The sequence below is a fragment of the Streptomyces microflavus genome (assembly GCF_014650075.1).
Taxonomy (GTDB): domain Bacteria; phylum Actinomycetota; class Actinomycetes; order Streptomycetales; family Streptomycetaceae; genus Streptomyces; species Streptomyces microflavus.
This window is the reverse complement of sequence record NZ_BMUG01000002.1, coordinates 733,699-748,006: the sequence shown is the minus strand read 5'-3', so window position 1 is coordinate 748,006 and position 14,308 is coordinate 733,699. Positions and strand designations below refer to the sequence as shown.

At 72.6% G+C, this 14,308-nt stretch carries 9 protein-coding genes, 1 pseudogene and 1 riboswitch; of the genes and pseudogenes, 6 read left to right on the top strand and 4 right to left on the bottom strand.

Annotation, left to right across the window (positions count from 1 at the left end):
- The first annotated feature begins 120 nt into the window (after positions 1–120).
- A complete protein-coding gene (locus tag IE264_RS08450; RefSeq protein WP_032760183.1) occupies positions 121–705 on the top strand; it encodes a TetR/AcrR family transcriptional regulator in 585 nt (194 codons plus the stop codon).
- A gap of 26 nt (positions 706–731) precedes the next feature.
- On the opposite strand, the pseudogene IE264_RS37885 reads toward IE264_RS08450, so the two are convergent.
- A pseudogene (locus IE264_RS37885) lies at positions 732–851 on the bottom strand (pyridine nucleotide-disulfide oxidoreductase); the annotation flags it as partial.
- A 396-nt stretch (positions 852–1,247) separates the two neighbouring features.
- Here IE264_RS37885 and IE264_RS08445 point away from each other — a divergent pair.
- Positions 1,248–3,086 (top strand): lysyl oxidase family protein, encoded by a 1,839-nt coding sequence (locus IE264_RS08445; RefSeq protein ID WP_190167603.1) that lies wholly within the window; start codon positions 1,248–1,250, stop codon positions 3,084–3,086.
- Positions 3,087–3,153: 67 nt separating this feature from the next.
- On the opposite strand, the gene IE264_RS08440 is transcribed toward IE264_RS08445, so the two are convergent.
- Together IE264_RS08440 and cobN are read right to left on the bottom strand one after the other, a co-directional pair.
- Positions 3,154–4,311 (bottom strand): hypothetical protein, encoded by a 1,158-nt coding sequence (locus IE264_RS08440; RefSeq protein WP_229887445.1) that lies wholly within the window; start codon positions 4,309–4,311, stop codon positions 3,154–3,156.
- 75 nt (positions 4,312–4,386) lie between these two features.
- Entirely contained in the window at positions 4,387–7,992 is a 3,606-nt protein-coding gene (cobN, locus tag IE264_RS08435; protein ID WP_032760185.1) for a cobaltochelatase subunit CobN, read from the bottom strand.
- A 118-nt stretch (positions 7,993–8,110) separates the two neighbouring features.
- Positions 8,111–8,190, bottom strand: a riboswitch (cobalamin riboswitch).
- Positions 8,191–8,482: 292 nt separating this feature from the next.
- On the opposite strand from cobN, the gene IE264_RS08430 reads away from it, so the two are divergent.
- The 3 genes from IE264_RS08430 to IE264_RS08420 all read left to right on the top strand — a co-directional run bounded on the left by IE264_RS08430 (position 8,483) and on the right by IE264_RS08420 (position 11,988).
- Positions 8,483–9,757 (top strand): ferredoxin-like domain-containing protein, encoded by a 1,275-nt coding sequence (locus tag IE264_RS08430; RefSeq protein WP_032760186.1) that lies wholly within the window; start codon positions 8,483–8,485, stop codon positions 9,755–9,757.
- A gap of 69 nt (positions 9,758–9,826) precedes the next feature.
- Positions 9,827–10,453 (top strand): precorrin-8X methylmutase, encoded by a 627-nt coding sequence (locus IE264_RS08425; protein ID WP_015610086.1) that lies wholly within the window; start codon positions 9,827–9,829, stop codon positions 10,451–10,453.
- The gene (locus IE264_RS08420) at positions 10,453–11,988 is read left to right on the top strand and encodes a precorrin-2 C(20)-methyltransferase (RefSeq protein WP_051822038.1); all 1,536 of its coding nucleotides are present in this window, start codon (positions 10,453–10,455) and stop codon (positions 11,986–11,988) included. Before IE264_RS08425 ends, IE264_RS08420 begins: the two co-directional genes overlap by 1 nt.
- On the opposite strand, the gene IE264_RS08415 is transcribed toward IE264_RS08420, so the two are convergent.
- Complete coding sequence (locus IE264_RS08415) at positions 11,973–12,737, bottom strand: cobalt-precorrin-6A reductase (RefSeq protein WP_051822039.1); 765 nt, start codon at positions 12,735–12,737, stop codon at positions 11,973–11,975. The two genes, IE264_RS08420 and IE264_RS08415, sit on opposite strands and share 16 nt — an antisense overlap.
- Positions 12,738–12,768: 31 nt before the next feature.
- Between IE264_RS08415 and IE264_RS08410 the strand changes: the two genes are divergently transcribed.
- Positions 12,769–13,920, top strand: a complete 1,152-nt coding sequence (locus IE264_RS08410; protein ID WP_032760188.1) for a cobalt-precorrin-5B (C(1))-methyltransferase — start codon at positions 12,769–12,771, stop codon at positions 13,918–13,920.
- Positions 13,921–14,308 lie beyond the last annotated feature (388 nt).

Genomic DNA, 14,308 nt, shown 5'->3' with positions numbered 1-14,308 from the left:
GAGAGCCGCCGACATTCGCGAGGGAGAACGTTCGGTCTCTTCTTGTCCCGCATTCAAGGTGGCGAGGACGGCGCTGTCAAGACCGAACGTTCTCCCTCATCCGTGGGGTAGCCTGATTCCATGAGTGAGGGCACGGAAGGGAGCAGCACGTCGGCGCCGCGAGCGCGGCTGCTCGACACGGCGACGAGGATCTTCTACGCGGAGGGCATCCACTCCGTCGGCGTCGACCGGATCATCTCGGAGGCGCAGGTCACCCGCGCCACGCTGTACCGGCACTTCACCGGCAAGGAGGACCTCGTCCTCGCCTACCTCGACCGGGCCGACCGGGGAATCCGGGCCGGGATCGAGGCCGCACGGGCGGGCGAGCCGTCGGCGGCCGACGCGGTCCGGGCGATCGGCCGGTTCATCACCGGCGGCATCGAGAGCACCGGCTTCCGCGGCTGCGCCTTCCTCAACGCGGTGGCCGAGTACCCCGACCCCGCCCACCCCATCCACCAAGCCGTCCTGGCCCACCGCCAGTGGTTCCTGGACACGGTCACCGAGTTGCTGGCGCAGGTCGGCGACCGGCCCGCCGAGGAAGCCGGCCGGCACTTCGTCATGCTCCGGGACGGCGCCATGGCCTCCGGCTGCCTCTCCGACCCGAAGCCGATCGCCGAGACCTTTCTGCTGGGGGTCGAAGGGATTCTGCGGGCGCGCGGGGCCTGAGCTTTTTGCCGGCCGCCCCTACAGGAAATCCCCCGCACCGGGTAGTAGGCGTGCAGCGCAGCCTCGCCGCCGGAGACCATGTCCGTCATGATGCGCTGGTAGCGGGCTGAGCGGAGATCGCCGGCCACGATGATGCGCGGGTGCATCCCGAGCCGCTGGCTCGCGCCCTGGCCGGACCGACGCGCTTTCGGGAGAGCGCTGACCCTGCCCACCGTCACGTCCTCTCGCAGCGGCACCGGGTCCGCAGAACGGTCGCCCACCGGCGGAACGAGAGATCCCGCCTGCCCGCCACGAGCCCCGTGGCTTGAACACGCACTGCCACCGAGTCGGCGGAACCGCTGCTCAGCAGCCTCGCCGCCCTCCCCAAGCCCAGCGCTCTGGATGAGGTTTCCGGCCAGCCTTGGTCCGTTCGGTGGATCCCAGGCAACCCCGGCCGCCGAACACCGCCTCTCACAGGCCGGACACAGCGTCGCCACAGGTGAGTTGGGGCCGTGCTGTTCGTCCGCGTCCCGTCACGCACTCGGAAGCCGGAAGTACGAGGAATGATGACCAGATCCCAGCAGGGCCGCACCAACCGCCTCACCCGCACCTCGATCGCCATCGCCGCGGCCGTCGCCGTGACGGCGGGTGTCGTTGCCGCCGCACCCGACGCGAAGACGGCGCAGCCGGGGCCGAAGCTCAGCCTGATCGCCGCCTCCGCGTCGGTGACGCTCGACTCGTGGAAGGAGGATCCCGGGGTCTATCTCGATCTCGGGACCTATCTCACCTCCGAGAACGGGGCCTTCGAGCTCAAGGTGACCCGTAAGTCCTACAAGGACCCGGTCGTCGCCGCGCAGATCATCCGGGACGGGAAGAAGACGCAGACCAAGGCGCTCCCCGCGGGGCTGGTGAAGGACTTCTCCGGGTTGCCGGACTTCGCGCAGATCAGCGTCATCGACGCGGCGGGGAAGTCGGTGCTGGAGAAGACCGAGGCCTTCTGTCCCAACAACGCGTCCGGGCGGGTGCGGCCCGATGCTCCCGCCAACTCGAAGTATCCGCAGAGCTGTCCGGTCAACCCCTTCACCCTCGGCTCGGTGTGGGGCGTGGAGAACGGGTGGGCGGCCAACACCTACGCCGGGTACTACTCCGACGCGGTCCAGCTGCCCGCCGGGACGTACACCGCCAAGATCTCCGTGACCAAGAAGTACCGCGACCTCTTCGGCATCGAGGACAAGCCGCAGAGCGTCAAGGTGACCGTCCGGGAGCGGAGTTGGGAGGGCGAGGGAGGCGGTGAAGGCGTCTCCGCGTCCTCTGAGTCGTCTGAGTCCTCTGCCGGGGCCTCCTCCAAGACCGACGCCCACGCCGGACACGGCTCCGCCGCCTCAGAGCACGCCGGGCACGCTGCCGCCGCTCCGGCCGCCCCCTCCGGCCACGCCGGGCACGGCGCCCCCGCCCGTACCGACGCCCCCGCCGCCGCGACGACCGGCGCCGGGTCCACGTTCAACGTCGGTCACGGGCCCTACCCCCCGGCGCCGCCCGCCCTCCCCTGGGCGCTCAAGAAGCAGGCCACCGAGAAGGGCGCCCTCGGGCGGCAGGGGTTCTCCGCCGCCGCGGTCGGTGACCGGACCGGGCAGACCGACGGGTCGCGGCAGGCGCCCGGAGTGCAGCCCAACGCCAAGCGGCCCGCGGGCAAGGCGACCGTGCCCGATGTGCCCAAGCCCGACCTGCGCTCGCTGCCCGCGTACGGCATCACCGTCAGCGACGGTTACGAGGACGTGCCCGGCAAGGACTACCTCGCCTTCAGCGCCAACGTGTGGAACGCGGGCCCGGCCAAGCTCGTCGTGGACGGCTTCCGCTCCCCGGGCAAGGAGCTGATGGACGCGTACCAGTACTTCTACGACGCCGACGGCAAGCAGGTCGGCTACACCCCGACCGGCACCATGGAGTGGGACCCGCGCCCCGGTCACGAGCACTGGCACTTCACGGACTTCGCCAGCTACCGGCTGCTGAAGGCCGACCAGAAGGAGACCGTCCGCAGCGGCAAGGAAGCCTTCTGCCTGGCCAACACCGACGCCGTCGACTACACGGTGAAGAACGCCAACTGGCACCCGGACAACACCGACCTGTCCACCGCGTGCGGCCAGGAGAACTCGATCTCCGTCCGCGAGGTGCTCGACGTCGGCTCCGGTGACACCTACACCCAGGACCTGCCCGGCCAGTCCTTCGACATCACCGACCTGCCGAACGGCACGTACTACATCCAGGTCCTCGCCAACCCGGAGAACCGGCTCAAGGAGACCAACCACGACAACAACAGCGCCCTGCGCAAGGTCGTCCTCGGAGGGAAGAAGGGCGCCCGTACGGTGAAGGTTCCCGCCCATCACCTGGTGGACGCCAACTGATCCGCGGTTCATCGCCTCCTTTACGCCCCCTGTGATGCCGGCCCCGGGTTCCGCCCCGGGGCCGGCATCACCCGCTCTCCCCCACCGCCCGGCGGTCCGTCACCCGCCCCGTCGCGTCCGCGTCCAGGTGGGCCGTGCCCTCCTTGCCGGTCACGGTGACCCGGACCCTCGGCCCCGCCCCGGCGCCGGTGCCCGGGGTGACATCGATGCGCCAGCTCCTGGGGTCGCGTACGCCCAGGGTCGTGCGGGCCTCGCGGACCAGGCCGGGGAAGAGTTCGTACGGGAGGGACTGGAGGTGCACGGTCTCGGAGACCGGGCGGGTGGAGTCGCCGCGGACCGCCATGCGGTGGTCCTCGATGGTGATCGCGGTGACGTACGCGGTGTCCACCCGGGCCTCCAGCTCCATCGCCGTCACCCGCATCACCCCGAAGGCGAGCAGGGAGGTCGAGGGCCCGGAGACGGTGGTGGAGCTCGAGAACGTACGGGAGGCGGAGGAGGACGAGGAGGAGGAGGACGGCGACTTCGCCGCAGCGCCGTCGTCGTTCCCGGAGGTGAACAGCTCGGCCCGGAAGAGGAGCACCACCAGCGCCGCCCCCGCCAGGAACGCGAAGAGGGTCAGCATGCACCACGAGCCCTCACTCATGTCCGGGCTGACCACCAGGGTGGACTCGGGCGCGGAGTCGATCTCCGCCTCCTCCGCACGGCGGCTCCACTCCGCGGTGGGGCGGGTGACGATCAGTACCTTCCAGGGCTCGTCCGGGTGGTACTCCACGACCGCGATCCCGCGCGGCCGGTAGGCGGGGATGTCGACCAGGTTGATGTGCTGCTCGATCTTCACGCGGTACGCCGGCCGGTCGTCCGGCGCCACGGTCAGCCTGAACGTCACCGGTACGTCGGCCGATTCGCCGCTCGTCGCCCGCAGGTCCTCGATCCGGGCGAGGGCAATCCGGCCGGCAGGCGGCTCCTCGTCGGCCGGGGAACGCCTCCCGGCGACGACGCCGATGAGGATCAGGACGACCAGGACCCCGCCCCCGGTGAGGAAGACGGGCACGTCCTTGATGATCACAGCGACGACGAGGGCGGCGAGCGCCCCTCCGGTCACCGCGGAGACGACCGTCAGGCGCAGGGCGGCAAGAAGCCCCCGCACCGCCGAACGCTTGCGCACAGGAGGCACGTTGACCTCATCGACGTCCTGCCCGGCCTGCCCCTGCCCCGTTGTCCCCATGACCGTGATTGTGCCGGTCGCCGCCGGATCGGGGCAGGGTGAAGGGGAGGGGAAGGCCGGAAAAAGAAGGTGAGGTCAGTCCTCACCCTCCAGATTGCCCTCGGTCTCCAGGTAGACCTGACGCAGCGCTTCGAGGACCGCCGGGTCCGGCTTGGCCCACATACCGCGCGACTCGGCCTCCAGCAGACGTTCTGCGATGCCGTGCAGAGCCCAGGGGTTGGCCTCCTGGAGGAACTGCCGGTTCTCCGGGTCGAGGACGTACGTCTCGGTGAGCTTGTCGTACATCCAGTCGGCGACGACGCCGGTCGTGGCGTCGTACCCGAAGAGGTAGTCGACGGTGGCGGCGAGCTCGAACGCGCCCTTGTAGCCGTGGCGGCGCATCGCCTCGATCCACTTGGGGTTGACGACCCGGGCGCGGAAGACGCGGGAGGTCTCCTCGACCAGGGTCCGCGTGCGGACGGTCTCGGGGCGGGTGGAGTCCCCGATGTACGCCTCCGGGGCCTTGCCCTTCAGCGCGCGCACGGTCGCCACCATGCCGCCGTGGTACTGGAAGTAGTCGTCCGAGTCCGCGATGTCGTGCTCGCGGGTGTCGGTGTTCTTCGCGGCGACCTCGATCCGCTTGTACGCGGTCTCCATCTCCTCGCGGGCCGGGCGGCCGTCGAGCTCGCGGCCGTAGGCGTAACCGCCCCAGACCGTGTAGACCTCGGCGAGGTCGGCGTCGGTGCGCCAGTCGCGGGAGTCGATGAGCTGGAGGAGCCCGGCGCCGTACGTGCCGGGCCGCGAGCCGAAGATCCTTGTCGTGGCCCGGCGTTCGTCGCCGTGCTCGGCGAGGTCGGCCTGGGTGTGCGCCCGTACGTAGTTCTGCTCGGCGGGCTCGTCCAGCGAGGCGGCCAGGCGTACGGCGTCGTCCAGCAGCCCGATCGTGTGCGGGAACGCGTCCCGGAAGAAGCCCGAGATGCGGAGCGTCACATCGATGCGGGGGCGGCCCAACTCCTCGTACGGGATGGGCTCCAGGCCCGTCACGCGGCGCGAGGCGTCGTCCCAGACGGGCCGGATGCCGAGCAGCGCGAAGGCTTCCGCGATGTCGTCGCCCGCCGTGCGCATGGCGCTGGTGCCCCAGAGGGAGAGGCCGACGGAGGTGGGCCAGTCGCCGTTGTCGGTGCGGTAGCGGGTGAGGAGCGACTCGGCCAGCGCCTGCCCGGTCTCCCAGGCGAGCTTGGAGGGGACGGCCTTCGGGTCGACGGAGTAGAAGTTACGTCCGGTCGGCAGCACGTTCACCAGCCCGCGCAGCGGCGAACCGGACGGCCCGGCGGGCACGAACCCACCGTTCAACGCGTGCACGGCGTGGGTGAGCTCGTCGGTCGTGGCCGCCATGCGCGGGACGACCTCGGTGGCCGCGAAGGTGAGGATGTCGGCCACCGCGTCCGGCAGCCCGGCGGCGACCGAGGCGACGGCGGCCGGGTCCCAGTCGGCGTCGTCCATCGCCTGGACGAGCGCGCGGGCCTGCTCCTCGATCGTGTCGGCGGCCGTGCGGGTGGCGGCCGACTCGTCCAGCCCGAGCGCCTCGCGGAGCCCCGGCAGCGACGCCGTACCGCCCCAGATCTGGCGGGCGCGCAGCACGGCGAGCACCAGGTTGACCCGGTCGTTCCCGGCGGGCGGGTTGCCCAGCACATGCAGCCCGTCGCGGATCTGGACGTCCTTGATCTCGCAGAGCCAGCCGTCGAGATGCATGATGAAGTCGTCGAAGCCCTCGTCCTCCGGCCGGTCCTCCAGGCCGAGGTCGTGGTCGAGCTTCGCGGCCTGGATCAGGGTCCAGATCTGCGCCCGGATCGCCGGGAGCTTCGCCGGGTCCATGGCGGCGATCTGGGCGTGCTCGTCCAGGAGTTGCTCGAGGCGCGCGATGTCGCCGTAGCTGTCGGCGCGGGCCATCGGCGGCACCAGGTGGTCGATCAGCGTGGCGTGGACGCGCCGCTTGGCCTGAGTGCCTTCGCCCGGGTCGTTCACCAGGAACGGGTAGACGAGCGGCAGGTCACCGAGGGCGGCGTCCGGGCCGCAGGCGGCGGAGAGACCGGCGTTCTTGCCGGGCAGCCACTCCAGGTTCCCGTGCTTGCCGAGATGGATCATGGCGTCGGCGCCGAAGCCGTTGTCGTCGGCGGATGCGGCGATCCAGCGGTAGGCGGCCAAGTAGTGGTGGGACGGCGGGAGATCGGGGTCGTGGTAGATCGCGATCGGGTTCTCGCCGAAGCCGCGCGGCGGCTGGATGAGGATGAGGAGGTTCCCGCGCCGCAGGGCCGCGAGGACGATGTCACCCTCGGGGTTGGCGGACCGGTCCACGAACATCTCGCCGGGCGCCGGCCCCCAGTGCTCCTCCACGGCGGTGCGCAGCTCCTCCGGGAGCGTGGCGAACCAGCGGCGGTAGTCGGCGGCCGGGATACGGACCGGGTTCTTGGCCAACTGCTCGTCGGTCAGCCACTCCTGGTCGTGGCCGCCCGCCTCGATCAGCGCGTAGATCAGCTCGTCGCCGTCGCCGGAGACCAGCCCCGGGATGCCGGCCTCGGGCCCGAAGTCGTACCCCTCGGCGCGCAGCCGCCGCAGCAGGGCCACGGCGCTGGCGGGCGTGTCGAGGCCGACGGCGTTCCCGATCCGGGAGTGCTTGGTCGGGTAGGCGGAAAGCACGAGCGCGATGCGCTTCTCCGCGTTCGGGATGTGCCGCAGCTTCGCGTGCCGTACGGCGATCCCGGCGACCCGGGCGGCGCGCTCGGCGTCGGCGACGTACGCGGGCAGCCCGTCCTCGTCGATCTCCTTGAACGAGAACGGGACGGTGATCAGGCGCCCGTCGAACTCCGGCACCGCGATCTGGGTGGCCGCGTCCAGCGGGGAGACGCCCTCGTCGTTCTCCTCCCACGCGGCGCGCGGGCTGGTGAGGCAGAGCGCCTGGAGGATCGGCACGTCGAGCCCGGTGAGCGCGCCCGCGTCCCACGACTCGTCGTCGCCGCCGGCCGAGGCCTCGGCGGGCCGGGTGCCGCCCGCCGCGAGGACGGTGGTGACGATGGCGTCGGCGGCGCGGAGTTCGTCGATGAGCTCGCTCTCCGGCGTACGGAGGGACGCGACGTACAACGGGAGCGGCCGGGCTCCCGCGTCCTCCACCGCCGTGCACAGCGCGTCGATGAACGCGGTGTTCCCGCTCATGTGGTGGGCGCGGTAGTAGAGGACGGCGACGGTCGGCGCACCCTCGGGCACCGCACGGGCCTCCCGCTCCAGCGGGCCCCACGCGGGGGCCGGGGCGGGCGGCTCGAAGCCGTGGCCGGTCAGCAGCACTGTGTCGGAGAGGAACCGGGCCAGCTGCTCCAGGTTGGCGGGCCCACCGTGCGCGAGGTAGGCGTGCGCCTCGGCCGCGATGCCGATCGGCACGGTGGAGGCGGCCATCAACTGGGCGTCCGGGGCCTGCTCACCGGTCAGCACGACGACCGGTCGCCCGGTGGCCAGCACAGCATCGAGGCCCTCCTGCCACGCGCGTACGCCGCCGAGCAGGCGGACGACGACGAGATCTGTGCCGTCCAGCAGCTCCGGGAGGCCGTCGAGGTCGACGCGGGAGGGGTTGGCGTACCGGTAGCTGACCGGTCCCTCGGAGGCTCGGGCGCTCAGGAGGTCGGTGTCGGACGTCGACAGGAGCAGGATCATGCTGCGTCAGGCCTTCCTCGGGGTGTCCACGCCCCGGGCGGTGTCGGAGGGGTCTCCCCTCGTCCGGTCCGGAGACCGGGCGCTGCGCCCGGCTCGGAAACCGGGCGCTCGGGGAAGGGAGTTCCTGACTCGCCCGGCCGGTGGTGGCGGCCGTGCTCACAGTGGCGGGACCGCGCCGGAATCACACCGGGCTTCCTCCCCTGTCGCCGTCTGGCGATGGCGGCCTGAACGGACCACCGCCTGCATCCTAAGCGGCGGGGGTGGGGGCGGGGCAGGGGGCGGGGGTGCGGTGGTGATCACTGTTTGCGGGGCGGTGGGGTGAGTCGTCGTGATTTGCTGCGCCGCAGGTCGGGGGGTGGGGGCCGGGGCCTTGTCCGGCAGGTCGGAGCACGGGGGCCGGGGCCCTGGCCCGCAGGTCCGAGCACGGAACCCGCGCCCCTGTCCCGCAGGTCACAGACGCGGGCCCGCCGCCAGGACCGGCCCGGTCGGTATGCTCGCCGCCATGCCCGATTCCGCCCCCTCGCCCCTTTCCGCGGGCGGTGTCTCCCCCCGCGCCGGTGGCGACGCCTGCCCGGGAACGCTGCGGCTGCACCGGGCCGACGACGGGGCGCTGGCCCGCGTACGCATCCCCGGCGGGGTGCTGAACCCCGGCCAGGCGGACGCGCTCCGGGCGGCGGCCGAGCGGTTCGGGGACGGTGAGCTGCATCTCACCTCGCGCGGCAACGTACAGCTGCGCGGCCTCGGTACGGAGTGCGGCGGCGGGCTCGCGGACCTGCTCACGGCCGCCGGCCTCCTCCCCTCCGCCGCACACGAGCGGGCCCGCAACATCGTGGCCTCGCCGCTGGCGGGCCTGGACGGTTCGCCGTCGCTCGGGCCCTGGCTGGCCGAGCTGGACGCGCTGGTGTGCGGTTCGGCGGCCGCCGCCACGCTCTCCGGCCGCTTCCTCTTCGCCCTGGACGACGGCCGGGGTGACGTGGACGCCCTCGGCGCGGACGTGACGCTGATCGCGGAGGGCCACTCGGAGACCGCCCTGCTGCGGATCGGGGCGAAGGACGAGGCGTTCCGGGTCCCGGCCGCCGAGGCCCCGCGCGCAGCGCTGCTGGCCGCCGAGGAGTTCCTCCGCGCGGCCAGGGACCCCGGCGCCTGGCGCGTGAAGGACCTGCCCGACGACGTACGGACAGAGCTGGCCCGCACCATCGGCTCGGCGGCGGGCCCGGCGGTCCACCGCCCCCGCCCCCGTACGGCAACACCCCCCGCCCCAGGACCCCACGGCTCCGCGATCACCGCCGGTGTCCCCCTGGGCAGGCTCACCCCCGCCCAGTGGCGCCTGCTCACCGAAACGGCCAGGCGGTACGGCGGCGAGCTGCGGCTCACCCCCTGGCGCGGGATCGTCATCCCCGGGCCGGTCCCCCGACCGGAGGCGGCGGAGGCACTCCGCACGCTGTCCGGGTCCGGCCTGATCACCGCCCCCGACTCCCCCTGGACCGGCGTCGGCGCCTGCATCGGCCACCCGGGGTGCGCGAAGTCGCTGTCCGACGTACGGGCAGAAGCGGGGGCCGCCGTGGGACCGCCCGGGCGGCTACCTGTGTACTGGTCCGGGTGCGAACGCCGCTGCGGCCACCCCCACGGCGAGTGGATCGACGTGGTCGTCACGCCGGACGGACACCGGATCTCGCACGTACGGGGAGAGCGGCGGGACCCTCCGACGACCGTGAGGAACGACCCGGCGGCGCTGGCGGCGGCGGTAGCCACGGCCCGCGCCTGAACACCGCCCCACCTCTACACCCTTGCACCCTTCCTTGATGAGCTCCCGGCAGAAGAAAGCGACAGCACTGTGCACCAGTACGAGAAGGACGGACCGGCGATCTACCGCCAGTCCTTCGCCACCATCCGCGCGGAGGCGGATCTGGCCGGGCTGCCCGCCGACGTCAGCCAGGTCGCCGTACGGATGATCCACGCGTGCGGCATGGTCGACCTCGTGACGGACCTCGCCTTCTCGCCGAACGCCGTGGCCGACGCCCGCGCGGCCCTGCGCTCCGGCGCACCGATCCTCTGCGATGTGGCGATGGTGGCCAGCGGAGTCACGCGCAAGCGGCTGCCGGCCAACAACGACGTGGTGTGCACGCTGTCCGACCCGTCCGTGCCCGAGCTGGCCGCGAAGATGGGGACGACCCGCAGCGCGGCGGCCCTGGAGCTGTGGCGGGACCGGATGGAGGGGGCGGTGGTCGCGGTGGGCAACGCCCCGACGGCCCTGTTCCGCCTGCTGGAGATGATCGAGGAGGGCGCCCCGCGCCCCGCCGCCGTCATCGGCGTCCCGGTCGGCTTCATCGGCGCGGCCGAGTCGAAGGAGGCGCTGGCCGGGCATGCGTCGGGCCTGGAGCACCTGATCGTGCGGGGCAGGCGCGGCGGCAGCGCGATAGCGGCGGCGGCCATCAACGCCATAGCCAGCGAGGAAGAGTAGTGAGCACCCCAAGCACCTCCGTGACGGACATCAGCACCGGTCGCCTCTACGGCGTCGGGCTCGGCCCCGGCGACCCGAACCTGATGACGCTGCGGGCCGTCCAGGTCATCGGCGAGGCCGATGTCATCGCGTACCACAGCGCCCGCCACGGCCGTTCGATCGCCCGGTCCATCGCGGCGGCACACCTGCGCCCGGACCACATCGAGGAGCCCCTGGTCTACCCCGTCACGACGGAGACCACGGACCACCCGGGCGGCTACCGGGGCGCGCTGGAGGAGTTCTACGAGAAGGCCGCGGCCCGCCTCGCGGCACACCTGGACGCGGGCCGGACGGTGGCGGTCCTCGCCGAGGGCGACCCGATGTTCTACGGCTCGTACATGCACATGCACAAGCGCCTGGCGGACCGGTACGCCACCGAGGTCGTCCCGGGCGTCACCTCGGTGAGCGCGGCGGCGGCCCGCCTCGGCACCCCCCTGGTCGAGGGCGAGGAGATCCTCACGATCCTCCCCGGCACCCTCCCGGAGGAGGAGCTGACGGCCCGTCTCGCCGCCACCGACACCGCGGTGGTGATGAAGCTGGGGCGTACGTTCCCGGCGGTGCGCGGCGCGTTCGAGGCGTCGGGGCGGCTGGCGGAGGCGCGGTACGTGGAGCGCGCGACGATGGCCGGGGAGCGCACGGGCGACCTGGCGGACATCGACCCGGCGTCGGTCCCGTACTTCTCGGTGGCGGTGCTGCCGAGCCGGGTGGACGCGGTCAGGCCTTCCGGCCGGGCCGGTTCGGGCGAGGTCGTCGTCGTGGGCACCGGCCCGGCGGGCCCGCTGTGGCTGACGCCGGAGACGCGGGGCGCCCTGGCGGCGGCCGACGCCCTGGTCGGCTACACGACCTACCTGGACCGGGTCCCGGTCCGTCCCGGCCAGGCGCGGCACGGCTCGGACAACAAGGTGGAGTCGGAGCGCGCCGAGTTCGCGCTGGACCTGGCCCGCCGGGGCCACCGCGTCGCGGTGGTCTCGGGCGGCGACCCCGGGGTCTTCGCGATGGCGACGGCGGTGCTGGAGGTGGCCACGCAGGAGGAGTACGCGGACATTCCGGTACGGGTCCTGCCCGGGGTCACCGCGGCCAACGCGGCGGCGGCGCGCGCCGGCGCACCTCTGGGCCACGACTACGCCACGATCTCCCTCTCGGACCGCCTCAAGCCCTGGGAGGTCATCGCGGAACGGCTGAACGCGGCGGCCTCGGCGGACCTGGTGCTCGCGCTCTACAACCCGGGCTCCAAGTCCCGTACGTGGCAGGTCGCCAAGGCCCGCGACCTCCTCCTGGAGCACCGCTCCCCGGACACCCCGGTCGTTCTGGCACGGGACGTCGGCGGCCCGACGGAGGACGTACGTACGGTACGGCTGGCGGACGTCGACCCGGCGGAGGTGGACATGCGGACGCTGCTGATCGTGGGCTCGTCGCAGACGCGCTGGGTGCAGCGGGGCGATTCCGGCGCCGACCGGTCCATCGTGTGGACCCCGCGCCGCTACCCGGAGGCGTAGAGGCGTCCTACCCACTCCACGGCCTCGTCGGGCGAGGCGGCCACGGGCACCCCTTCGGGAACCGGTGGCCGCCGCACCACGACGACGGGAATCCCGGCCTCACGGGCGGCGGTGAGCTTGGGAGCGGTGGCGTCGCCGCCACTGTCCTTGGTGACGAGCACCTCGATCCGGTGCCGCCGAATGATCTCCCGCTCCCCTTCAAGACTGAACGGCCCCCGCTCCAGCAGAACTTCCGTCTTCCTCGGGCAGGGCGGCTCCGGCGCATCGACGGACCGCACAAGGAACCACAACGCATCGAGGCCTTCACCGGCAAAGGCGGCAAGCCCCATCCGCCCGGTGGTGAGGAAGACCCGCTCACCGAGTGCGGGCAGCAGCTCGGCAGCCTCGGCGAGCGAGGCGACGGAGTGCCAGCGGTCACCGTCCTGGGCGACCCAGCCCGGCCGGCGGAGGGCGAGAAGAGGAACATGGGCCTGCGCGGCGGCCAGGGCCGCGTTCCGGCTCATGGTGGCGGCGAAGGGGTGGGTGGCATCGACAAGCGCATCGACGTGGTGCTCACGTACCCACTCCGCAAGCCCGTCGGCCCCGCCGAACCCCCCGATGCGCACGTCACCGGACGGAAGCCGGGGAGCGGCCACGCGCCCGGCGAGGGAGCTCGTGACCCGCACGCGCGGATCTCCGACAAGGCTCTCGGCCAGCTGCCGGCCCTCGGTAGTCCCCCCCAGAACAAGCACATGCACAGGCACAGTCATCGAAACGGACTCTCTTCATGAACGGCTTCTCGTGAACGCTGAGGCGCGGGGAACGGCCGGCGGGGCACCGGCGGCGGGCACCGGCGCCCAGGGCGGCCGCAGTGCCCAACTCAAACACACGGGTCTGCGCCCCGGCTGGACGACCGGTGCCTGCGCGACGGCGGCGACGACGGCCGCGTACACGGCACTGCTGACCGGCGACTTCCCGGACCCGGTGAGCATCACGCTGCCGAGGGGCCAGACACCGGCGTTCGCGCTGGCGGTGGAGGAGCTGGGGCCCGGACGGGCGAGCGCCGGGGTGGTGAAGGACGCGGGGGACGACCCGGACGTGACGCACGGGGCGCTGGTGAGGGCGACGGTACGGCGGCTGCCGCCGGGCTCCGGAGTGGTGTTCCGGGCGGGCCCGGGGGTGGGCACGGTGACCCTCCCCGGCCTGCCCCTGGACGTGGGCCAGCCGGCGGTGAACCCGGTGCCGCGCCAGTTGATGCGCGAGCACGTGGAGCGGGTGGCGGCGGAGCACGGGGAGCCGGGGGACGTCGAGGTGACGGTCTCGGTGGACCACGGCGAGGAGATCGCCCGCTCGACGTGGAACGGCCGGCTGGGCATCCTGGGCGGCCTGTCGATCCTGGGCACGACGGGCGTGGTCGTCCCGTACTCCTGCTCGGCCTGGATCGACTCGATCCGCCGGGGCGTGGACGTGGCGAGGGCGGCGGGCCTGACACACGTGGCGGGCTGCACGGGCTCGACCTCCGAGAAAACAGTCACCGCGGAGTACGGCCTGCCGGACATAGCCCTCCTGGACATGGGGGACTTCGCGGGCGCGGTCCTGAAGTACGTACGCCGCCACCCGGTCGCCCGCCTGACGATCTGCGGAGGCTTCGCCAAGCTCTCCAAACTGGCCGCAGGCCACCTGGACCTCCACTCGGCCCGCTCCCAGGTGGACAAACCCTTCCTGGCGGACCTGGCCAGGCAGGGCGGCGCGAGCGAGGAGCTGGCGTCCCGGATCGCCACGGCCAACACGGGCCTGGAGGCGCTGCGCCTCTGCGAGGCGGCGGGGGTGCGCCTGGGCGACCTGGTGGCAGCCCGCGCCCGGGACGAGGCACTGTCCGTGCTGCGCGGGGCCCTGGTGGAGGTGGACGTGATCTGCATCGACCGGGCGGGGGTGGTGGTCGGACGGGGATGACTCACCACCACTTCCCCACCGTGGGGAAGACCGCCCGGCTATGAAGCGCGACCGAGTACGCGAACGGTCCAGCCGGCCGCACGCCAGGCGTCGACATCGAGGGTGCCGCGACCGTCGATGACCTTGGCGTCTGCGACCCGCCGGGCGAGCTGCTCGGGGTCGACATGGCTGAACTCCGGCCACTCGGTCAGATGCAGCAGCAGATCGGCGCGGCGATGTCACCGTGGGTTCAAATTCCACACCCACCGCAGATGAATGGCCCCTGACCAGGTGGATCGGCAGGGCCGTTCATCTTCGCGCCGGCCGGTGATCTCCGCGGTTTCCCGTCAGTTCCCGGCCGAACGGACATGACAAGAAGACGAGTTCCACCTGGACAATAGCGGGAGTC